The following is a 20,148-nucleotide window of genomic DNA, read 5'->3' as shown; positions in this document are numbered from 1 at the left end:
AATGGAGAAGAGTGAAGACAACAGTAGCAAGCATGTGTACATTTGTACATAAACCGGAAGAGGAAAATCATGGCCCGTAGACCGAACGATCCGCAGCGCCGTGAGCGCATCCTGCAGGCGACGCTGGATACCATTGCGGCGCACGGCATCCATGCGGTGACGCACCGTAAAATCGCCACCTGCGCGAATGTGCCGCTGGGGTCGCTGACCTACTATTTTAGCGGCATTGAGGCGTTAATTGAGGAGGCGTTCAGCCTGTTTACTGCCGAGATGTCGGCGCACTACCAGCAAGGCTTCGTCGGGGTAACGAACCAGGTGCAGGCCTGCGATGCTATTGCTGAACTGATCTTCAGCGCCCAGGTGACCACGGCGCGCAATATGAAACTAATGTACCAGCTGTACGCGTTCTGCAGCAGTCAGCCGGCGCTGAAGGCGGTGATGCAGAACTGGATGCGGCGCAGCCAGCAGACGCTGGAGCAGTGGTTCACCCCCGATACCGCCCGCGGACTCGACGCCTTTATTGAAGGGATGACCTTGCACTTTGTCACCGACCGCGCGCCGTTATCGAAGGCGGCAATCCGCATGATGGTCGGGCAGTTGGCAGGGGAGAAGGCGCAGGAATAGGGCACTGATGCGATGCGAGACGTGCATGCGGGTGAAACGCAGGCAACAAAAAACCCATCAACCTTGAACCGAAGTGGCGGGGTTGATGGGCTCCACAAAATGGGGACATCAAAGAAAAGCAGTGGCATTACTTATGACTGATGCCCTGAGAAAAAGTTCTGCCTGTGACGGTTTTTTTCGCAAAAAATTTATTGTAGCCCTGGCCAGATGATCACGATGAGCGTCCCGGCGAGGGTGAGCAAGACGTTGGCGATGGCGTAGGTGCCCGCATAGCCGAGCGCCGGAATGTTGCTGCGCGCGGTATCGCTGATGATCTCCATCGCCGGGGCGCAGGTGCGGGCCCCCATCATGGCGCCGAACAGCATTGCCCTGTTCATGCGCAGTACGTAGGCGCCGAACAGGAAGCAGATCACTACCGGCACCAGGCTGACGATAAGCCCTGCCGCCAGCATCTGGCCGCCGACAGCCCCCAGCCCGTTATTGATCCCGGCACCGGCGCTGAGTCCAACCCCGGCCATAAACACCATCAGACCAAATTCTTTCACCATGTTCAGTGCCCCCTGCGGGATATAGCCGAAGGTTGGGTGGTTGGCGCGCAGGAAGCCAAGCATAATGCCGGCGAACAGCAGGCCGGCGGCATTGCCAATGCCGAAGCTGAAGGAGCTGAACTGGAAGGTGATCATGCCGATCATCAGGCCGACGATAAAGAAGGCGCAGAAGGCCAGCAGATCGGTCACCTGGCTGTGAATAGAGATAAAGCCGATGCGGTCGGCCACGGTTTTTACGCGGCGGGCGTCGCCGCTGACCTGCAGCACGTCGCCTTTGTTCAGCACGACGTTATCGTCGATAGGCATCTCGATCTGGCTGCGAATAACCCGGTTTAAAAAGCAGCCGTGGTCGGTGAGCTTCAGCTGCGCCAGGCGGCGGCCGACGGCGTTGTGGTTTTTGACCACAATCTCTTCGGTAACGATGCGCATGTCGAGCAGATCGCGGTCGAACACCTCTTTGCCGTTACGGAAGCTCGGGTCGAGACGGGCGTGCGCATCCGGATAGCCCACCAGCGCAATATCGTCACCCATCTGCAGCACCGCGTCGCCGTCCGGGTTGGCCAGGATGCCGTTGCGGCGGATGCGTTCGATATAGCAGCCGGTCTGGCGATAAATACCCAGTTCGCGCAGATTTTTACCGTCCGCCCAGGCCACCAGCTCCGGGCCGACGCGGTAGGCACGGATCACCGGCAGGTACACTTTACGTTTTGAATCGGTATCGAGGCCGCGCTCACGAGCGATTTGCTGGGCGCTGGTCTGCAGATCCTGATGCTGCAGCTTGGGCATATAGCGAGCGCCGACGATCAAGCTCACCAGGCCGACCAGGTAGGTCAGGGCATAGCCGAGGCTCAGATGGTCAAGCGACTGCGCCAGCTGGTCGCTGGGCAGGCCGAAATGGCGCAGGGTATCGCCCGCGCCCACCAGCACCGGGGTGGAAGTCATGGCCCCCGCCAGCATACCGGCGGTAAGCCCGATATCCCAGCCGAAGACTTTACCCAGCACCAGGGCGATCAACATTGCGCTGCCGACCATCACCAGCGCCAGCATCAGGTAGTTTTTCCCGTCGCGGAAAAAAATGGAAAAAAAGTTGGGGCCGGCTTCTACGCCAACGCAAAAAATAAACAGCATAAAGCCGAGATTAAGGGCATCGGTGTTAATCGCGAAATGCTGCTGGCCTAATAATAGAGAAACGACTAAAACGCCAATGGAATTACCAAGTTGTACTGAGCCAAGACGCAGTTTTCCCAGACATAGTCCTAATGCAAGTACAACGAATAATAACAGGATGTAATTCCCGTTTAACAAATCTGCGACGTTTATATTCACGAAAGCCAACTTCTCGTTTACTAGTAAGTTGTTGAAGGAAATGGTTATTTGGTCTAAGGTTGCTCTGGTGTTCGCGTTATCGTGAACCTATTCCGGCACCCTGTTATAACCAGCAAAAATATATCCGCTAGTTTAATCCTTCCTGGATGCGGCGGCTAGTGACAATCGTTTTTAGGCTGGCAGGGGAGTTATTGGCATGGATTGCCGAAATGCTTTATCTGACCAGGCGACGTTGACGTGAGTTAGAGGCAACATCAGGAGGATACGGTGAAATCTGAGCGTAGTTGGGCCGGCATTATCTGCGGCTTCGTTCTGTTCATTGTGGTGTGCTTATCGCTATTGTTACATATGAAAGGGGCCTTTCGCGCCAGCGGTAATCCGGAGCTGGGCTTGCTCTTCTTTTTGCTTCCAGGGGCGGCGGCGAGCTGTCTTTCCCCGGGTCGGCGGGTGCTGCGTCCTTTGCTTGGCGCGATGCTGGCGGCGCCGGTCTGTATGGTCACGATGCGGCTGTTCTTCGTGACGCACCGAACGTTCTGGCAGGAGATGGCGTGGGTGCTGAGCGCGGTATTCTGGTGTGCGCTAGGAGCGCTATGCTTTTTATTTATCTGCGCCTGGCTTGATGCCTGGCGCAGTCATTCATCGAGCAAATAATTTTACTCAGGCAAACAGGCCAAGGTTTTCTTTCGCCCAGGCTTCGAAATCAGTGCAACCGCCGATGTGTTTCTGGTCGACGAAAATCTGCGGTACGGTTTCAACCGGCTTGCCGACGGTTTTTTCCAGGTCAGCTTTGCTGATGCCTTCGGCGTGAATATCCACGTAACGGTAGTTAAAGTCATCGCGCTCGTTGGTCAGTTTTTCTGCCAGCTCTTTGGCGCGAACGCAGTATGGGCAGCCTGGACGACCAAAAATAACGGTAAACATTGCTTCTCTCCTTAAACCTCAGCCGGATGGCGAATGGCGCTTATGATGCCTGCATCGGCCGGGGAGGGAAAGAAGGTTCTGCCTTTTGCTTCGATGGTTTACGGCTATGTTTGATAAATGTCGTACTATCAAAACCCGTATACTGACCGGGCCGCGCACTGGGATTGCCTGGTGTGCTACGTTTATCAACCGGAGAGGCGTGATGCGAAAACCTGCCCCGTTGCCGAAAAGTATTCTGCTGCTTGAGATCCTCGGGATGGGGTTATTAACCCTGGCCTGGCTCTCGCTTAATCAGTATGTCCAGTTGCCTGTGCCCATTGCCAGTCCGACCGCGGCGCTGGTGATGATCTTCGCCGGAATTTTGCTGATGATCCCTGCCGCCATCGCCGTCATGTGGCGGGTGGCGCAGATCGTGGCTCCGCAGTTAACGCACTCTCCTAAGCCTGAATCATTGTCTGACAGAGAAAAACGAAATGACGCCGACCATTGAGCTGCTGCGCAGCCACCGTTCCATCCGCCACTTCACCGATGCGCCTGTGAGCGACGAACAGCGCGCAGCAATTATCGCCAGCGCGCAAGCGGCATCTACCTCGAGTTTTTTACAGTGCACCTCCATTATCCGTATTACCGATCCGGCCCTGCGTGAACGTCTGGTCCCGCTGACCGGCGGCCAGCAGCACGTCGCGCAGGCGGCGGAGTTTTGGGTTTTCTGCGCCGACTTTAACCGCCACCTGCAAATTTGCCCGCAGGCGCAGCTGGGGCTGGCGGAACAGCTGCTGATCGGCGTTGTCGATACGGCGCTGCTGGCGCAAAACGCGCTGATTGCCGCCGAGTCCCTCGGACTGGGGGGCGTCTATATCGGCGGACTGCGCAACAGCATTGAGGCCGTCACTGAGTTGCTGGAGCTGCCGCAGCACGTCCTGCCGCTGTTTGGCCTCTGCCTCGGTTGGCCGGCGGATAATCCGGACATCAAGCCGCGAATGCCGTCGGCCATGCTGGTGCATGAGAACCGCTATCAGCCGTTGGATAACGCGCTGTTGGCGGAGTATGACGAACAGCTGGCGCACTATTATCTGTCGCGCGGCAGCAACGCCCGCCGTGATACCTGGAGCGATCATATTCGTCGCACTATCGTGAAAGAGAGCCGCCCGTTTATTCTCGACTATCTGCATAAGCAGGGGTGGGCAACGCGCTGATTACGTGTACACTGCTGCTCCGGCCTGGTGCTATCCGCCGCCGGCCGCAGGAAAGTTGGTTGAAAATGTGTTCGATAGCTGAGGCCCGCCAGAGCGGGTCTTTTTGCAGAGGTGCAGGATGAAAATTGCCATATTATCCCGGGATGGAACGCTGTATTCATGTCGACGCCTGCGCGAAGCGGCGCAGAAGCGCGGTCATCAGATCGAGATCCTCGATCCGCTTTCCTGTTATATGAACGTCAGTCCGGTGGCGTCGTCTATCCACTACAAAGGTCGCCAGCTGCCGCACTTTGATGCGGTGATCCCGCGGATTGGCTCGGCGATCACCTACTATGGCACCGCGGCCCTGCGTCAGTTTGAGCTGTTAGGAAGCTATCCGCTGAATGAATCCGTGGCTATCACCCGCGCTCGCGATAAGCTGCGCTCGCTGCAGCTGCTGGCGCGCCAGGGGATCGATTTACCCCTGACCGGCATCGCTCACTCCCCCGATGACACCAGCGACCTGATCGCGATGGTGGGTGGCGCGCCGCTGGTGGTGAAGCTGGTGGAAGGCACCCAGGGGATCGGCGTGGTGCTGGCGGAGACCCGCCAGGCGGCGGAGAGCGTGATCGACGCCTTTCGCGGATTGAACGCTCATATCCTGGTGCAGGAGTACATTGCCGAAGCGAAAGGATGCGACATTCGCTGCCTGGTGGTCGGCAATGAGGTGGTGGCGGCAATCGAGCGGCGGGCAAAAGAGGGTGATTTTCGCTCAAATCTGCACCGCGGCGGGGTGGCGACGGTGGCGCAGATTAGCGATGAGGAGCGGGCCATTGCCATCAAGGCGACCCAAACCCTGGGGCTGGACGTCGCTGGTGTTGATATTTTACGCGCTACCCGCGGGCCGCTGGTGATGGAGGTCAATGCTTCACCGGGGCTGGAAGGGGTGGAAACCACTACCGGCGTGGATATTGCCGGCAAGATGATCGCCTGGATCGAGCGCCAGGCGACCCCGGAATTCTGTTTGAAAATAGGCGGCTAACCGCCGGATGCAAGACGGCCATGGTATGCGGCGCTTTTTTTGCGTAAGCTATGGCGTCGTTTTTCCACTGTAAGAGGTCACAGGCACTATGGATTCACTGGTCGTTCCAGGTCTGGATACGCTACGTCGCTGGCTGGACGAGATCGGCATCAGCTTTTTTGAGTGCGATTCCTGTCAGGCATTGCACCTGCCGCATATGCAGAATTTCGACGGTATTTTTGATGCCAAAATTGACCTGGTGGACAACGTGGTGCTCTTTTCCGCCCTGGCGGAGGTGAAGCCGTCTGCCCTGTTGGCGCTGTCGGCGGATCTCTCGGCCATCAATGCCAGCTCATTAACCGTGAAGGCGTTTATCGACATTCAGGACGATAATTTGCCCAAGCTGGTGGTCTGCCAGTCGCTGTCTATCGGCCCTGGGGTGACCATGGAGCAGTTCGCCTGGTTTTTCCGCCAAAGCGAAGAGCAGATCTCGATGGTGATCCTCGAAGCCGGTGCCAATCAGCTCCTGTATAAAGGCGAAGAAGAAGAACCGGCAGCAGAAAACGTGCAATACCATTTTCTTCACTAAGCCTGCCTAAAATTAGCGCAGCCACTACCGCAGCGGCTGCGTATTACCCGCTTTTATTCTGCATTTAACCTTTTCTTAAAGCATTATTCACCGCCATACAGGCCGTTTTGGCTTATCACATAGACCGTTATTGCATAAAAATTTGATAAAAGGCGTTTTTTTGCCTGGGCTATAGCCTCTTATTCTGGCTACAGTTATTCTGGCGATGCTTCCAGTTGCGAGCAACCACTCCGGGAGAGATCCGCTCTCCTTTTCTCAGGCAATGAAAAAATATGCATGATTTTTGCATGCGTAGAAATGCGTATATTTGAGCCCGTATGTTAACGGGCGTTGAGAAGGAAAAGAGATATGACCGCCTTTGGTAAAAAATGGTTAACAGGTCTGGTTACGGGTGCGCTGATGGCCGTCTCTGCCGGTTCGCTCGCCGCCGAACAAAAAACCCTGCATGTTTATAACTGGTCTGATTATATTGCGCCGGACACGGTGGCGAATTTCGAAAAAGAGACCGGGATTAAAGTCGTGTATGACGTTTTTGATTCCAATGAAGTGCTGGAAGGTAAATTAATGGCCGGTAGCACGGGTTTCGACCTCGTGGTGCCGTCGGCAAGTTTCCTTGAACGCCAGCTGGCGGCGGGCGTGTTCCAGCCGCTGGATAAGAGCAAGCTGCCGAACTGGAAGAATCTTGACCCCGAAGTGCTGAAGCTGGTCGCCAAGCATGACCCGGAGAATAAATACGCGGTGCCTTATCTGTGGGCGACGACGGGTATTGGCTACAACGTGGATAAAGTGAAAGCGGTGCTGGGCAAGGATGCGCCAGTGGATAGCTGGGATCTGGTGCTGAAGCCGGAGAACCTCGAAAAACTGAAAAGCTGCGGTGTCTCCTTCCTCGACGCGCCGGAAGAGATTTTCGCCACCGTGCTGAACTACCTTGGCAAGGATCCGAACAGCAGTAAAGCAAATGACTATACCGGCCCGGCGACCGATCTGCTGCTGAAGCTGCGGCCGAACATTCGTTACTTCCACTCTTCGCAATACATTAACGACCTTGCCAATGGCGACATCTGCGTGGCAATCGGCTGGGCAGGGGATGTCTGGCAGGCGGCCAACCGCGCGAAAGAGGCGAAAAATGGCGTCAACGTCTCTTACTTTATCCCGAAAGAAGGCGCGCTGGCATTCTTCGACGTCTTTGCCATGCCGGCCGACGCCAAGAATAAAGATGAAGCCTATCAGTTCCTTAACTATCTGATGCGCCCGGATGTGATCGCCAAGATCAGCGACCAGGTGTTCTATGCCAACGGCAACAAGGCCTCCACCCCGCTGGTCAGCGAGACGATTCGTAACAATCCGGCAATATATCCGCCAGCGGATGTATTCGCCAAACTGTTCACGCTGAAGGTGCAGGATCCGAAGATTGACCGCGTGCGCACCCGCGCGTGGACCAAAGTGAAGAGCGGCAAATAATCTCTGACGGCCCGGTAAACGGGCCGAATCAGAACGATACTCGCCGGGAAATGGCAGCGCGCCCGGCGAGCAGACGCACCAGGATGGTGCAAATGCACTGTTAAGCACGAAGTATGGCACCGGACCATATGGTGATCGTTTTTTTGCCGGAGAGCACCCGATTGAACGACGTAATGCCCCGCCCACAGGCGAAAGCCCCCAAAGCGCTGACCCCGCTACTGGAAATCCGTAACTTAACCAAGTCGTTTGATGGCCAGCATGCGGTCGACGACGTCAGTCTCACTATCTACAAAGGCGAAATTTTTGCTCTGCTGGGCGCGTCAGGCTGCGGGAAATCGACGCTACTGCGCATGCTGGCGGGCTTTGAACAACCGACCGCCGGGCAGATTATGCTCGACGGCGTGGATCTGGCGCGCGTGCCGCCCTATCAGCGGCCTATCAATATGATGTTCCAGTCCTACGCCCTGTTTCCCCATATGACCGTTGAGCAGAATATCGCCTTCGGCCTGAAACAGGACCGCCTGCCTAAGGCGGAAATCACCGCCCGGGTGCAGGAGATGCTGGCCCTGGTACATATGCAGGAGTTTGCCAAACGTAAGCCGCACCAACTCTCAGGCGGCCAGCGGCAGCGCGTCGCGCTGGCGCGCAGCCTGGCGAAACGGCCGAAGCTGCTGCTGCTTGATGAACCGATGGGGGCGTTGGATAAAAAGCTGCGCGATCGCATGCAGCTCGAGGTGGTGGATATTCTTGAGCGCGTTGGCGTGACCTGCGTGATGGTAACCCACGATCAGGAAGAGGCGATGACCATGGCGGGCCGTATCGCCATTATGAATCGCGGCAAGTTTGTGCAGATTGGCGAACCGGAAGAGATTTACGAGCATCCGACCACCCGCTACAGCGCCGAGTTCATCGGCTCGGTGAACGTCTTTGAAGGGCTGGTGAAGGAGCGTCTGGAAGATGGCCTGGTGCTGAGCTCGCCAGGACTGATGCATCCGCTGAAGGTCGACCCCGACGCCTCGGTGGTGGACAACGTACCGGTCTGGGTGGCGCTGCGCCCGGAGAAGATCATGCTGTGCGATGAGCCGCCGGCGGATGGCTACAATTTTGCCGTCGGCGAGGTGATTCATATCGCTTATCTGGGGGATCTTTCTATCTATCATGTGCGCCTGCAAAGCGGGCAGATGATCAGCGCCCAGCTGCAGAATGAGCACCGCCATCGGAAAGGGACGCCCACCTGGGGTGACGAGGTACGTTTATGCTGGGATGCGGACAGCTGCGTTGTACTGACGGTGTAAGGAGAAGGCGATGAGTACCGTTGAATCCCCGTCAGGGGCGAAAAAACCGGGCGGCTTCGCGCTGTGGGTGGCGCGCCTGCAGATGGCGCATGGCCGCAAGCTGGTGATTGCGCTGCCCTATTTGTGGCTGATCCTGTTGTTTATGCTGCCGTTCCTGATCGTGTTCAAGATAAGTCTTGCCGAAATGGCGCGGGCGATCCCTCCCTACACCGATCTGATGGAGTGGGCGGACGGCCAGCTGACGCTGACTCTCAACTTTGCCAATTTCCTGCAACTGACCGACGATCCGCTCTATTTTGAGGCTTATCTGCAGTCGCTGCAGGTGGCGGGCATCTCGACGATCTGCTGCCTGCTGCTGGGCTATCCACTGGCCTGGGCGGTGGCGCACAGCAAGCCGTCGACGCGCAATATTCTGCTGCTGCTGGTGATCCTGCCGTCGTGGACGTCATTCTTAATCCGTGTCTATGCCTGGATGGGGCTGCTGAAAAGCAACGGGGTGCTGAATAACTTTCTGCTGTGGCTAGGGGTTATCGATCAGCCGCTGGAGATCCTGCACACCAACCTCGCGGTGTATATCGGTATTGTATATGCCTATCTGCCGTTTATGGTGCTGCCGATCTACACTGCGTTGACCCGCATCGACTATTCGCTGGTGGAGGCCTCGCTGGACCTCGGCGCCCGGCCGCTGAAGACCTTCTTTCAGGTGATCGTTCCGCTCACCAAAGGGGGGATTATCGCCGGCTCCATGCTGGTGTTTATCCCGGCCGTAGGGGAGTTCGTGATCCCGGAACTGCTGGGCGGGCCGGACAGCATCATGATTGGCCGCGTGTTATGGCAGGAGTTCTTTAACAACCGCGACTGGCCGGTCGCCTCGGCGGTGGCGATTGTCATGCTGCTGCTGTTGATCGTGCCGATCATGTGGTTCCACAAGCACCAGCAAAAACAGATGGGAGAGCAGGGATGAACGACTTGCCGGTAGTACGCTCGCCGTGGCGCATTCTGATCCTCGTGCTCGGGTTCACCTTCCTCTACGCCCCAATGCTGATGCTGGTGATCTACTCGTTCAACAGCTCGAAGCTGGTGACGGTCTGGGCTGGATGGTCGACGCGCTGGTATCGCGAGCTGTTCCATGATGATGCGATGATGAGCGCGGTGGGGTTGAGCCTGACCATCGCCGCCTGCGCGGCGACGGCGGCGGCGATCCTCGGGACTATCGCCGCGGTGGTGATGGTGCGTTTTGGACGCTTTCGCGGATCTAATGGCTTCGCGTTTATGATCACCGCGCCGCTGGTTATGCCGGACGTGATTACCGGTCTCTCGCTGCTGCTGCTGTTCGTGGCGCTGGGACATGCCATTGGCTGGCCGTCGGATCGCGGGATGTTGACCATCTGGCTGGCGCATGTCACCTTCTGTACCGCCTACGTGGCGGTGGTAATCTCCTCGCGCCTGCGCGAGCTGGACCACTCCATTGAAGAGGCGGCGATGGATCTTGGCGCCGCGCCGCTGAAGGTCTTTTTCGTCATCACGTTGCCGATGATTATGCCGGCGGTGATCTCCGGCTGGCTGCTGGCCTTCACGCTGTCGCTGGATGACCTGGTGATCGCCAGCTTTGTCTCCGGACCCGGGGCCACGACGTTGCCGATGCTGGTCTTCTCCAGCGTGCGCATGGGGGTTAACCCGGAGATCAACGCCCTGGCGACGCTCATCCTTGGCGTGGTCGGTATTGTTGGTTTTATCGCCTGGTATTTGATGGCCCGCGCAGAAAAGCAGCGAGTGCGCGATATCCAGCGTGCAAGACAAGGCTGAACCACCTAAAATCGGTATAGCAGCCTCCGGTCGGCGCCACCCTGTGGCGCCGTTTTCATGGAAGACATTACGTTGGGATTGTTTACGAAAACTCGCTCATCGCATGCCCGCCTTAACGTCCCTGCGCTGGTGCAGGTGGCGGCCTTTGCTATTATTTTGATCCGCGCTCTGGACCTGCTGATGATCCTCAATCTGTTGGGTCTGCAGGGGGTGAACGAATTCATTCACCGCAGCGTCCAGACCTGGAACCTGACGCTGGTCTTCCTCGGCAGCCTGGCACTGGTGTTTATTGAAATCTGGTGCGCCTTCTCGCTGGTGAAAGGACGTAACTGGGCGCGCTGGGTCTACCTGCTGACGCAGATTATCGCCGCCGGCTACCTGTGGGCGGCGTCGCTGGGTTACGGCTATCCGGAACTGTTCAGCATTCCCGGCGAATCTAAACGGGAGATTTTCCACTCACTGGTGATGCAAAAACTGCCGGATCTGCTGGTCCTGACGCTGCTGTTTGTGCCAACAAACTGCCGTCGGTTTTTCCGCCTGCAATAACGGTGATACAATCCCCGCCCCTGGAATTTTGAAGGTCAATTATGCATTGCGCACTCTACGACGCCGGCCGCTGCCGCTCCTGTCAATGGCTGGAACGGTCGGTTCCGCAACAGCTCGCCGATAAAATGGCCGACCTGCGCACGCTACTGGCGGCGATCCCCGTCGCCGCCTGGGGCGAGCCGGTCAGCGGGCCGGAGGCGGCTTTCCGTAATAAGGCCAAGATGGTGGTCAGCGGCAGCGTTGAGCGCCCGCTGCTGGGGATGCTGCACCGCGACGGCACCCCGGTGGATCTCACCGACTGCCCACTCTATCCCGCCGAGTTTGCGCCAGTGTTTGCTGCCCTGAAGCCCTTTATCGCCCGCGCCGGGTTAACGCCCTATAACGTCGCGCGCAAACGTGGGGAGCTGAAGTACCTGCTGCTGACCGCCAGCCAGCAAGGGGAGATGATGCTGCGCTTCGTGCTGCGCTCAGAGACCAAGGTGGCTCAGCTGCGCGCCGCGCTGCCGTGGCTGCAGGCGCAACTTCCGCAGCTCAGCGTGATCACGGCGAATATCCAGCCGGTGCATATGGCTATCATGGAAGGCGAGCAGGAGATCTTCTTCACCGAACAGCAGGCGCTGGGGGAGGTCTTTAATGAGGTGCCGCTGTGGATCCGCCCGCAAAGTTTCTTTCAGACCAATCCCGCGGTGGCCAGTCGGCTGTACGCCACAGCCCGCGACTGGGTGCGTGCGTTGCCGATCCAGCATATGTGGGATCTGTTTTGCGGCGTCGGGGGATTTGGTCTGCACTGCGCGACGCCGACGATGCGCCTGACCGGTATAGAGATCGCCCCGGAAGCCATCGCCTGCGCCAGACAGTCAGCCGCGCAGCTGGGGCTCAGCAATCTGCATTTTCAGGCGCTGGACTCGACGCAGTTCGCCACTCACGAAGCGGATGCCCCACAGCTGGTGCTGGTCAACCCGCCGCGCCGCGGTATTGGCGTTGAGCTGTGCGACTATTTAAGCCGCATGGCGCCGCCCTATATTATCTATTCCAGCTGTAACGCCCGCACCATGGCGACCGATATCGCTCGTCTTAGCGGCTATCGCGTTGAGCGGGTCCAGCTGTTTGATATGTTCCCCCACACCGCCCACTACGAAGTGCTGACCCTGCTGGTCCGCGAAGTTTAAACAAAATGTGAAGGCTTTGCGCCGCTGAAATCGGGTAAGCTTGACGCAGCATTTTTTGTTATTGGTGGGGGGAATCTAATGGCCAAAACCATTCTGCTGGTGGAAGATGATGAAGATATAGCCACGCTGCTGCGGCTTAATCTTCAGGATGAGGGCTATCAGATCGTCCATGAAGCCGACGGCGGCCAGGCCCTCGCCCGACTGGAAACGCGGGTCTGGGATGCGGTGATCCTCGATTTGATGCTGCCCGGCGTCGATGGTCTGGAGATCTGCCGGCGTATCCGCCAGATGACCCGCTATCTGCCGGTGATCATCATCAGCGCTCGCACCAGCGAAATGCACCGTGTGCTGGGCCTGGAGATGGGCGCCGACGACTATCTGGCAAAGCCCTTTTCGTTGCTGGAGCTTATCGCCCGCGTTAAAGCGCTGTTTCGCCGCCAGGAGGCGATGGGGCAGAACCTGCTGATGGACGCCGGGCGCCTGTCCTGCCATGGCCTGACTATCGACCCGCTGTCGCGCGAAGTGAAGCTGCGCGGCGAATCGGTGGACCTCACGCCGCGCGAATTCGATCTGCTGTACTACTTTGCCCGCCACCCCGGGGAAGTGTTTTCCCGGCTGGCGCTGCTGGAGCAGGTCTGGGGATATCAGCACGAGGGCTATGAGCATACCGTCAATACCCATATCAACCGCCTGCGCAGTAAAATCGAACGTGACCCGGCGGAGCCGGACATCATTCTTACCGTCTGGGGAAAAGGCTATAAGTTCGCCCCGGTGACGCAAGAGGCTGCCCCATGATCCGCCGCCTGAGCCTCAGCCAGCGGCTGGCGCTGGTGGTGGTTTCCCTGCTGATACTGTGCGCGGCGGCGGTATGCGCCGTCCAGTTACACAGCAGCGCGCAGTATGGCAATGCCATGGTGCAGCGTCTGTCGTCCGGGCTGGCTCAACAGATTGTCGCCCGCGAGCCGCTGCTGGACGCCCACGGCGAGGTCAACCGGCAAACCCTGAAGTCGTTGTTTGACCGCCTGATGACCTTTAATCCCAGCGTTGAGCTCTATTTGCTGTCGCCGGATGGTGACCTGCTGGCCGATGCGGCGCCGCCGGGACATATCCAGCGTCAGCGTATCGACATGGCGCCAGTGCAGGCTTTTCTCACCGGCAGTGCGTCGCCGGTGTATGGCGACGATCCGCGTAGTCTCGACGGACGAAAAGTCTTCAGCGCCGCCCCGCTGCGCGTCGACGGGCAACTGCGCGGCTACCTGTATATCATTTTGCAGGGAGAGACGTTTAATCAGCTGGCGGCTGACGCCTGGCAAAAAACGCTGTGGAGTATTGTTCTGTGGACGTTGCTGCTGGTGGCCCTGTTTGGCCTTCTGGCAGGGGGGCTGGCATGGTTCTGGGTCACCCGGCCGGTCCGCCTGCTCACTGCCCAGGTCGCGGCGAGCGGCCAGGACAGCATCAGCGCCATCAAAACCCTGGCGGCCCGCAGGCCGGAGCCACAGCCGGGTAACGAGGTGGCGGTGCTTGAGAATCGCTTTATTGACCTTGCGCAGCAGATAGCCGGCCAGTGGGATCGGCTGGCCGACAGCGACCGCCAGCGCCGCGAATTTGTGGCCAATATCTCCCATGATTTGCGTACGCCGCTGACTTCGCTGCTGGGGTATCTGGAAACGCTAACTCTGAAGGATGAACGGCTGACCGCCGAGGAGCGCAGGCAATATCTCACCATCGCCCTGCGTCAGGGTAACAAAGTGCGCCATCTCTCGCAGCAGCTGTTTGAGCTGGCGCGACTGGAGCACGGAAGCATTAAGCCCCAGCGCGAGCGTTTCGCGATGGGGGAGCTGATCTCCGACGTCGCGCAGAAGTTTGAATTAACTGCCCGCACGCGCGAGGTGAACCTGCGTATTGATGTGCCGGGACCGTTGCCGCTGGTTAACGCCGATGTGTCGATGATTGAGAGGGTGGTGACCAACCTGCTCGATAATGCGATGCGGCATACTCCCGTCGGCGGGGAGATCCGTCTGGCGGTCTGGCAGGAGAATCAACAGCTCCAGGTCGAAGTTGCAGACAACGGAGCGGGCGTCGATGCCGCGCTGCGCGACGATCTGTTCCAGCGGCCGTCGGCGTTATCTACCCAGGCATCGCGGGAGGATCGCGGCGGGTTAGGGCTACTGATTGTGAAACGAATGCTGGAGCTGCACGGGGGCGATATCAGACTGATGGAGTCGATAAGCGGGGCGCGGTTCAGGTTCTTCGTGCCACTTTGAGAAATTGCCGGGTGGCGGCTATGCCTTGCCCGGCCTGCGGGGAACTACGGAAAGAGTGTAGGCCGGGTAAGCGCAGCGCCACCCGGCAATAACGTTATTCCGGGAACCACTGGTTGCTGATTTTCTGGTAGGTACCGTCGGCCTTGATCGCTTTCAGCGCGGCGTTCAGCTTCTCCAGCAGCGCCTTGTTATTCGGGCGTACGGCAATCCCAAGACCGGTGCCAAAGTATTGCGGATCCGTCACTTTCGGCGTGGCTGCGCCCAGCTGCGGGTTGGTTTTCAGCCACTCGTTGACCACCGCCGTGTCGCCGAACACGCCGTCGATACGGCCATTTTTCAGGTCGATAATCGCATTCTGATAGCTGTCATAGGCGACGGTCTTCACCTCAGGATGCTTATCCTGCAGATATTTCTGGTGGGTGGTGCCGTTTTCCATACCGATCCGTTTGCCTTTCAGGTCATCGAAGGAATGGAACGCGTCTTTTTTGGCGATCACCAGCGCCGAGTTGGCATAGTACGGGTCGGTGAAGGCCACCTGCTTGCTCCGCTCCGGCGTAATATCCATTCCGGATATCACCGCATCATATTTCTTGAACTTCAGCGCCGGGATCAGGCTGTCAAACGCGTGGTTGGTAAAGGTACATTCTGCCTGCATTTGTTTGCACAGCGCTTTGGCCAGGTCGAGATCGAAACCGACAATCTGATTATTGGCATCCATCGATTCAAATGGCGGATACGTTGCGGAGACGCCAAAGCTGATTTTTTCCGCGGCAGCGGCGCCGAACGCGAAAGAGGTGAGCAGTGCAGCCAGAACTAACTTTTTCATCGTGGAACTCCCGTCTGTCAATCTTATGATTATTCGCCGTGTCTGCGGCATAGAGTGACAATGCCATTAAATGAATTTATATGCAATAAAATCGATTAAATATTTTTAATGACATAAAAAAAGACGGACAGGTGTTAGACTTGTCCGTCTTGTTGTTTGCTTTTTATGCAATATGCTCAGGCGCTAGTTACGTCGCTCGAAGGCCAGCGCTTTACGTTCCACCAGGCGCATCAGCAGCGTCAGCAGTCCGTTGACGATGAGATAGATAATCCCGGCGGCGCCGAATACCATCACGTCGTAGGTGCGCCCGTACAATAGCTGGCCGTGGCCCATCACTTCCATCAGGGTGATGGTGTAGGCCAGAGAGGTACTCTTGAAGACCAGCACCACTTCGTTGGAGTAGGACGACAGCGCACGCTTAAAGGCGTACGGCAGCAGGATCGCCAGGGTATCCTTTTTACTCATCCCCAGCGCGCTACAGGACTGCCACTGTCCGTCGGGGATCGCCCGGATCGCGCCATAAAACAGCTGAGTGGTGTAGGCGGCGCTGTTGAGCGACAGGGCGATCAGGGCGCACAGCCACGGCTCGGAGATAAGATGCCACAGCCACGGATACTCCTGCAGCGAAGGAAACTGTCCCGGCCCGTAATAAATCAGGAAGATCTGCACCAGCAGCGGCGTACCGGTAAACAGGGTGATGTAGCCGCGGACTATCCACACCAGCCCCGGCGTCTTCAGCGTCAGGATGATGGTGAAGATCAACGACAGGATCAGCGCCACGATAATCGATGCCACGGTCAGCGTCAGGCTGGTATGCAGCCCTTTCAGCAGTTCGGGTAAGTAGTCGAGCATCAGCCTGGTCTCCGTTCGAAGCGCGTCGCACGCTGGTCAATCCGCTTGAGGATGTATTGACTCAACAGGGTGATGACGAGATAGATTGCCGCCGCAATGATATACCAGTTAAAAGGTTCCTGTGTGCGGGTGGCGATGCTTTTGGTCTGCAGCATCAGGTCGTTGACGCTGATCAGGCTCACCAGCGCGGTGTCCTTCAGCAGTACCAGCCACTGGTTGCCGAGACCGGGCAGGGCATGGCGCCACATCTGCGGCATCACCAGGCGGAAGAATATCGCCGCTTTCGACAGCCCCAGCGCCTGGCCGGACTCCCACTGCCCTTGCGGAACCGCTTTCAGCGCGCCGCGCAGCGTTTGTGAGGCATAGGCGGCATACAGCAGCGACAGGGCGATCGCCCCGCAGAGGAACGGGCTGACGTCAAAGTTCTCAATCTGCATTTGCACCGGGATCTGGGTGAACCCGAGCGGGATGGTGAAACCGTCAGAGAGCGTCAGCAGTAGCTGGGAAGAGCCGAAGTAGATAAACAGCACCACCAGAATTTCCGGTAGTCCGCGCAGGATGGTCACAATGCCGGTTGCAAGCCAGGCTACCGGGCGCCATTTTACTGACTCCAGTACTGCAAAGAGCATCGCCAGAACGAGGCCGATGGCGAGCGCGCAAACGGCAAGGCCGACGGTCATCCCGGCGGCGCTTGCTAATGGAAAAATTTCGTTCATTCAGTCTTACTTCTGGAACCATTTGTTATAGATGGTCTGGTAAGTGCCGTCTTTCTTCACTTTTTCCAGCGCAGCGTTAAATTTCTGCTGCAGATCGGTGTTGCCCTGACGCACGGCAATGCCCAGCCCGGTGCCGAAATAGGCTTTGTCGGTCACTTTATCGCCCACGGCCGCCAGCTTCGGATTGCTCTTCAGCCATTCGGTCACCACCGCGGTGTCGCCAAAGACCGCGTCAATACGACCATTCTGCAGATCCAGCTTCGCGTTCTGGTAGCTGTCGTAAGGAACGGTAGTGATTTCCGGATGTTTATCGGTGATGAATTTCTGGTGGGTGGTGCCGTTTTGCACGCCCACTTTTTTACCCTTCAGCTGGTCAATGCTGGTGAACTTGCCCTGCTGACCGACGAACAGCGCCGAGTTGTCATAATACGGGGTAGAGAACAGCACCTGTTTTTGACGCTCAGGGGTGATGTCCATCCCGGCCATGACCGCGTCGAAACGGCGGAACTTCAGTCCCGGGATCAGGCTATCGAAGGCCTGGTTGGTAAAGGTACAGGTAGCCTCCATCTCTTTGCACAGTGCGTTAGCCAGATCGACATCGAACCCGACGATCTGGTTGTTGGCGTCCACCAGCTCAAACGGAGGGTAGGAGGCCTCGGTGGCGAAACGAATGGTCTGCGCAGCGGAAGCGGAGAGGCTCATGCCTGCGAGCAGAGCGGCAATCAGTACTTTTTTCATCGTCATTTCCCCGAAAAACATCAATGTGAAAGATAGTTTTTAAACGCGTCGGTTTGCGGATGCGTGAAGCAGGAGGCATCCCCTTGCTCGACGATATGGCCATTTTCCATATACACCACCCGGCTGGCCGTCTTGCGCGCCACTTCAACTTCATGGGTGACGATAACCTGGGTGATGCCGGTTTCAGCCAGCTCGCGGATGATGCTAACGATCTGGGCCGTGATTTCCGGGTCGAGTGCTGCAGTGGGTTCATCGAACAGCAGGACCTGGGGCTCCATCATTAGCGCACGGGCGATCGCCACGCGCTGCTGCTGACCGCCGGATAAATGCAGTGGGTAACGATCACTGTAAGGCTTCAGACGCAGACGCTCCAGCAGCTTTTCTGCACGGGCCAGCGCCTGATCCTTGCTTAATCCCAGTACGCGACAGGGCGCTTCGATCAGGTTCTGCTGTACCGTCAGGTGCGGCCACAGGTTGTACTGCTGAAAGACCATGCCGACGTTCTGCCGCAGTTCGCGAATCGCTTTATCGGACGGCGCTTTGCTGAAGTCGAAATGGTTACCGGCAATGGTTAACGAACCGGAACGTGGCATCTCCAGCAGGTTGAGTACGCGCAGCAGCGAGCTCTTCCCGGCACCGCTGGGGCCGAGCAGCACCAGCGTTTCCCCCTGCGGGCAATCCAGCGTGATGTCGAACAGCGCCTGGTGTGCGCCGTAGAAGCAATTAATGCCGTTTAGTTTAATACTCATCTGGGCAGTCTGATACGAATAGCTATTGAGGCCGCAAATAGTACCTTTGGCAGAATAGTTATGCAATATTTATGCGTTAAAAGTTAAATCTAAACCACGTTTAGCTTTAAACTTAGCACAAAATATGGCCTGGTGGGTGAGGGGGGCGCGAATGTCGGCATTCCCGGGGCGAATACCGACATTTTACCGGGGTTATCGTTTCAGCGGCGTGGCTTCAACTCCGGAATTAACGTTTTTCCAGACTCTGTCGCAACGTGCCGGCTGGCGCATGGCTGTTGTTGCCGAGATAGCGAACGTCATCGACGGCCCAGCACTGGCCTTCCTGAATCATCAGCACTTCGTCTTTCCAGCTCTGGGTGCCCTGTTTCAGTTCGACGCGCAGCGGAATATTCCGCGCGTCGCGGTTAGGAATGGTTGAGGCGCTGGCGACCACGGCGCTGTCTGCCGGGGTGCTGCTGCTGGAGAACGGATTAGCCTGCAGTAATTTGCTGTTGGCGGGATCCTGGCGAGCGCCATTGAGTAACTGCGCCAGACCGTCGCTCAGATAGGGGCGCAGCGCCGCCGGATCCTGAGTGCGGTTCTGGATCTGGGTGTCGTAGAATTTTTGCGCTACGTCGTCAGGGCCGCCTTCAACGCAGGGGCCGCTGCGGGTACCATTATCTTTATAGGCCGGGGTCACGGTCGTACAGGCGCTGAGCGCCAGCGCGCAAGGGAGAAGTACTGCAAGAAGTTTGTAGCGCATGATGATTTCCTTATAAGCGAACTACGTTTTCAGTTTCCGTTAAAGCATAGCGTATAGCGTGCGGATTGTACTTGACGCAAAGAGCTAAGACCTTGATGTCGCAACAGGCTTCGTGCTGGAAATGTGTGCGGGAGTGAGGGAGACGTATTAGGCAGGAAAACGCATGACGTATAAAAATAAACTCACTTTTCCGGCGAACAAGAGACATTATCCCGGAAAATAGGGTAATGTCTCTTGAGAGAGAAGGTTAATTATTTCTTCTTATAGATGTTAGCAGAGACGTGCAGTTTTTTATCCGTATTACCGGAAGAGAGCACGACAACGTCCGCACCTTTTTCATCGGCCTTTTTAATCAGCTCTTCACGGGCATCGCTCGGCGCCGTCTGGCCGGTAGAAGAAATGGTGCCGATTTTGGTATATTGGCTATGGACCTTATTAAAAGCTTCTTTCGTTAAAATCTCGGCGGAGAAGGCATTCGCCGTTAAAAACAATGCTGCACCTGCCACTAAAGCTGCATATTTCATATTTTTAAACTCCATTGTTTATTTTGCTATCATCATGCTCTTGTTTTAACTCACCAATGAGCGGTTTCAGATTGTACTAACGCCGCTTTTTTTTCAAGCGAAATACTGCAATTTTATGACGGTTAGTTAACTCTTTTTTAAAGAAAAAATGACACAGTTCGCGCTGATAACGCTTGCTTTTCTTGGCCATTTGCTCATCCGGCAAGGTACAGACCATTTTCTACTGACGTTTGCTGAAAATCAGCTTAAGCGTCCG

At 57.1% G+C, this 20,148-nt stretch carries 23 protein-coding genes; 14 read left to right on the top strand and 9 right to left on the bottom strand.

Annotated features, from left to right (window positions below):
- Positions 1 to 69: 69 nt before the first annotated feature.
- Positions 70 to 624, top strand: coding sequence for a TetR/AcrR family transcriptional regulator (locus LGL98_RS16895; protein WP_136029511.1), 555 nt, complete (start codon positions 70 to 72; stop codon positions 622 to 624).
- 188 nt (positions 625 to 812) lie between these two features.
- Here the strand turns inward: LGL98_RS16895 and LGL98_RS16890 are convergent, their stop codons facing one another.
- On the bottom strand, positions 813 to 2,498 hold the full coding sequence (locus LGL98_RS16890; RefSeq protein ID WP_025713829.1) for an aspartate:alanine antiporter: 1,686 nt from the start codon (positions 2,496 to 2,498) through the stop codon (positions 813 to 815).
- A 267-nt stretch (positions 2,499 to 2,765) separates the two neighbouring features.
- Here LGL98_RS16890 and ybjM point away from each other — a divergent pair, with 267 nt between their 5' ends.
- Positions 2,766 to 3,149 (top strand): inner membrane protein YbjM, encoded by a 384-nt coding sequence (gene ybjM / locus LGL98_RS16885; RefSeq protein ID WP_136029509.1) that lies wholly within the window; start codon positions 2,766 to 2,768, stop codon positions 3,147 to 3,149.
- A gap of 6 nt (positions 3,150 to 3,155) precedes the next feature.
- Here the strand turns inward: ybjM and LGL98_RS16880 are convergent, their stop codons facing one another.
- On the bottom strand, positions 3,156 to 3,419 hold the full coding sequence (locus tag LGL98_RS16880; protein ID WP_002896352.1) for a GrxA family glutaredoxin: 264 nt from the start codon (positions 3,417 to 3,419) through the stop codon (positions 3,156 to 3,158).
- 202 nt (positions 3,420 to 3,621) lie between these two features.
- Between LGL98_RS16880 and LGL98_RS16875 the strand changes: the two genes are divergently transcribed.
- The 12 genes from LGL98_RS16875 (at position 3,622) to LGL98_RS16820 (ending at position 14,745) form a co-directional block, all read left to right on the top strand.
- A complete protein-coding gene (locus LGL98_RS16875) occupies positions 3,622 to 3,909 on the top strand; it encodes a YbjC family protein (protein ID WP_136029507.1) in 288 nt (95 codons plus the stop codon).
- Complete coding sequence (nfsA, locus tag LGL98_RS16870) at positions 3,893 to 4,615, top strand: nitroreductase NfsA (RefSeq protein WP_136029505.1); 723 nt, start codon at positions 3,893 to 3,895, stop codon at positions 4,613 to 4,615. The genes LGL98_RS16875 and nfsA overlap by 17 nt, the downstream gene beginning before the upstream one ends.
- Before the next feature lie 118 nt (positions 4,616 to 4,733).
- Positions 4,734 to 5,636, top strand: a complete 903-nt coding sequence (gene rimK / locus LGL98_RS16865; protein WP_087804991.1) for a 30S ribosomal protein S6--L-glutamate ligase — start codon at positions 4,734 to 4,736, stop codon at positions 5,634 to 5,636.
- 88 nt (positions 5,637 to 5,724) lie between these two features.
- Complete coding sequence (locus LGL98_RS16860; RefSeq protein WP_002896365.1) at positions 5,725 to 6,204, top strand: type III secretion system chaperone family protein; 480 nt, start codon at positions 5,725 to 5,727, stop codon at positions 6,202 to 6,204.
- 348 nt (positions 6,205 to 6,552) lie between these two features.
- The gene (potF, locus tag LGL98_RS16855) at positions 6,553 to 7,665 is read left to right on the top strand and encodes a spermidine/putrescine ABC transporter substrate-binding protein PotF (RefSeq protein ID WP_136029504.1); all 1,113 of its coding nucleotides are present in this window, start codon (positions 6,553 to 6,555) and stop codon (positions 7,663 to 7,665) included.
- A gap of 161 nt (positions 7,666 to 7,826) precedes the next feature.
- The gene (potG, locus tag LGL98_RS16850) at positions 7,827 to 8,960 is read left to right on the top strand and encodes a putrescine ABC transporter ATP-binding subunit PotG (protein WP_002896370.1); all 1,134 of its coding nucleotides are present in this window, start codon (positions 7,827 to 7,829) and stop codon (positions 8,958 to 8,960) included.
- Positions 8,961 to 8,970: 10 nt separating this feature from the next.
- Positions 8,971 to 9,924, top strand: a complete 954-nt coding sequence (gene potH, locus LGL98_RS16845; protein ID WP_087804986.1) for a putrescine ABC transporter permease PotH — start codon at positions 8,971 to 8,973, stop codon at positions 9,922 to 9,924.
- Positions 9,921 to 10,766: a putrescine ABC transporter permease PotI gene (gene potI, locus LGL98_RS16840; protein ID WP_136029502.1), complete on the top strand. Its 846-nt coding sequence runs from the start codon at positions 9,921 to 9,923 to the stop codon at positions 10,764 to 10,766. The genes potH and potI overlap by 4 nt, the downstream gene beginning before the upstream one ends.
- Positions 10,767 to 10,823: 57 nt before the next feature.
- The gene (locus LGL98_RS16835) at positions 10,824 to 11,312 is read left to right on the top strand and encodes a YbjO family protein (protein WP_136029500.1); all 489 of its coding nucleotides are present in this window, start codon (positions 10,824 to 10,826) and stop codon (positions 11,310 to 11,312) included.
- Positions 11,313 to 11,353: 41 nt separating this feature from the next.
- Positions 11,354 to 12,481 carry a 23S rRNA (uracil(747)-C(5))-methyltransferase RlmC gene (gene rlmC / locus LGL98_RS16830; RefSeq protein ID WP_136029498.1) on the top strand — a complete coding sequence of 376 codons (1,128 nt, stop codon included), beginning with the start codon at positions 11,354 to 11,356 and terminating at the stop codon, positions 12,479 to 12,481.
- Positions 12,482 to 12,559: 78 nt separating this feature from the next.
- Positions 12,560 to 13,276, top strand: coding sequence for a winged helix-turn-helix domain-containing protein (locus tag LGL98_RS16825; RefSeq protein ID WP_136029495.1), 717 nt, complete (start codon positions 12,560 to 12,562; stop codon positions 13,274 to 13,276).
- On the top strand, positions 13,273 to 14,745 hold the full coding sequence (locus LGL98_RS16820; RefSeq protein ID WP_136029493.1) for a sensor histidine kinase: 1,473 nt from the start codon (positions 13,273 to 13,275) through the stop codon (positions 14,743 to 14,745). The genes LGL98_RS16825 and LGL98_RS16820 overlap by 4 nt, the downstream gene beginning before the upstream one ends.
- 94 nt (positions 14,746 to 14,839) lie before the next feature.
- On the opposite strand, the gene artJ is transcribed toward LGL98_RS16820, so the two are convergent.
- From artJ to yahO, 7 genes are all read right to left on the bottom strand, one after another.
- Positions 14,840 to 15,571, bottom strand: a complete 732-nt coding sequence (gene artJ / locus LGL98_RS16815; RefSeq protein ID WP_136029491.1) for an arginine ABC transporter substrate-binding protein ArtJ — start codon at positions 15,569 to 15,571, stop codon at positions 14,840 to 14,842.
- Positions 15,572 to 15,754: 183 nt separating this feature from the next.
- A complete protein-coding gene (gene artM, locus LGL98_RS16810; RefSeq protein ID WP_004201338.1) occupies positions 15,755 to 16,423 on the bottom strand; it encodes an arginine ABC transporter permease ArtM in 669 nt (222 codons plus the stop codon).
- Positions 16,423 to 17,139, bottom strand: a complete 717-nt coding sequence (gene artQ / locus LGL98_RS16805; RefSeq protein WP_023288989.1) for an arginine ABC transporter permease ArtQ — start codon at positions 17,137 to 17,139, stop codon at positions 16,423 to 16,425. The genes artM and artQ overlap by 1 nt, the downstream gene beginning before the upstream one ends.
- 6 nt (positions 17,140 to 17,145) lie before the next feature.
- Entirely contained in the window at positions 17,146 to 17,877 is a 732-nt protein-coding gene (artI, locus tag LGL98_RS16800) for an arginine ABC transporter substrate-binding protein ArtI (protein WP_136029489.1), read from the bottom strand.
- Positions 17,878 to 17,897: 20 nt separating this feature from the next.
- Positions 17,898 to 18,626, bottom strand: coding sequence for an arginine ABC transporter ATP-binding protein ArtP (gene artP, locus LGL98_RS16795; RefSeq protein WP_136029487.1), 729 nt, complete (start codon positions 18,624 to 18,626; stop codon positions 17,898 to 17,900).
- A gap of 226 nt (positions 18,627 to 18,852) precedes the next feature.
- The gene (locus LGL98_RS16790) at positions 18,853 to 19,368 is read right to left on the bottom strand and encodes a lipoprotein (RefSeq protein WP_136029485.1); all 516 of its coding nucleotides are present in this window, start codon (positions 19,366 to 19,368) and stop codon (positions 18,853 to 18,855) included.
- A gap of 251 nt (positions 19,369 to 19,619) precedes the next feature.
- On the bottom strand, positions 19,620 to 19,892 hold the full coding sequence (yahO, locus tag LGL98_RS16785) for a DUF1471 family periplasmic protein YahO (RefSeq protein WP_032420379.1): 273 nt from the start codon (positions 19,890 to 19,892) through the stop codon (positions 19,620 to 19,622).
- Positions 19,893 to 20,148: the final 256 nt, after the last annotated feature.

Origin of the sequence: Klebsiella africana (genome assembly GCF_020526085.1) — a bacterium.
Classification (GTDB): domain Bacteria; phylum Pseudomonadota; class Gammaproteobacteria; order Enterobacterales; family Enterobacteriaceae; genus Klebsiella; species Klebsiella africana.
The sequence above is the reverse complement of the archived record's forward strand: the minus strand, read 5'-3'. Positions and strand labels throughout refer to the sequence as shown.

Coding starts and splice junctions, on each gene's coding strand:
- artI (WP_136029489.1), bottom strand. CDS start 17,877: ATGAAAAAAGTACTGATTGCCGCTCTGCTCGCAGGCATGAGCCTCTCC.
- rimK (WP_087804991.1), top strand. CDS start 4,734: ATGAAAATTGCCATATTATCCCGGGATGGAACGCTGTATTCATGTCGA.
- potH (WP_087804986.1), top strand. CDS start 8,971: ATGAGTACCGTTGAATCCCCGTCAGGGGCGAAAAAACCGGGCGGCTTC.
- potI (WP_136029502.1), top strand. CDS start 9,921: ATGAACGACTTGCCGGTAGTACGCTCGCCGTGGCGCATTCTGATCCTC.
- LGL98_RS16860 (WP_002896365.1), top strand. CDS start 5,725: ATGGATTCACTGGTCGTTCCAGGTCTGGATACGCTACGTCGCTGGCTG.
- artM (WP_004201338.1), bottom strand. CDS start 16,423: ATGCTCGACTACTTACCCGAACTGCTGAAAGGGCTGCATACCAGCCTG.
- LGL98_RS16825 (WP_136029495.1), top strand. CDS start 12,560: ATGGCCAAAACCATTCTGCTGGTGGAAGATGATGAAGATATAGCCACG.
- LGL98_RS16790 (WP_136029485.1), bottom strand. CDS start 19,368: ATGCGCTACAAACTTCTTGCAGTACTTCTCCCTTGCGCGCTGGCGCTC.
- nfsA (WP_136029505.1), top strand. CDS start 3,893: ATGACGCCGACCATTGAGCTGCTGCGCAGCCACCGTTCCATCCGCCAC.
- LGL98_RS16875 (WP_136029507.1), top strand. CDS start 3,622: ATGCGAAAACCTGCCCCGTTGCCGAAAAGTATTCTGCTGCTTGAGATC.
- LGL98_RS16880 (WP_002896352.1), bottom strand. CDS start 3,419: ATGTTTACCGTTATTTTTGGTCGTCCAGGCTGCCCATACTGCGTTCGC.
- potF (WP_136029504.1), top strand. CDS start 6,553: ATGACCGCCTTTGGTAAAAAATGGTTAACAGGTCTGGTTACGGGTGCG.
- LGL98_RS16820 (WP_136029493.1), top strand. CDS start 13,273: ATGATCCGCCGCCTGAGCCTCAGCCAGCGGCTGGCGCTGGTGGTGGTT.
- rlmC (WP_136029498.1), top strand. CDS start 11,354: ATGCATTGCGCACTCTACGACGCCGGCCGCTGCCGCTCCTGTCAATGG.
- artJ (WP_136029491.1), bottom strand. CDS start 15,571: ATGAAAAAGTTAGTTCTGGCTGCACTGCTCACCTCTTTCGCGTTCGGC.
- LGL98_RS16895 (WP_136029511.1), top strand. CDS start 70: ATGGCCCGTAGACCGAACGATCCGCAGCGCCGTGAGCGCATCCTGCAG.
- artQ (WP_023288989.1), bottom strand. CDS start 17,139: ATGAACGAAATTTTTCCATTAGCAAGCGCCGCCGGGATGACCGTCGGC.
- artP (WP_136029487.1), bottom strand. CDS start 18,626: ATGAGTATTAAACTAAACGGCATTAATTGCTTCTACGGCGCACACCAG.
- LGL98_RS16835 (WP_136029500.1), top strand. CDS start 10,824: ATGGAAGACATTACGTTGGGATTGTTTACGAAAACTCGCTCATCGCAT.
- yahO (WP_032420379.1), bottom strand. CDS start 19,892: ATGAAATATGCAGCTTTAGTGGCAGGTGCAGCATTGTTTTTAACGGCG.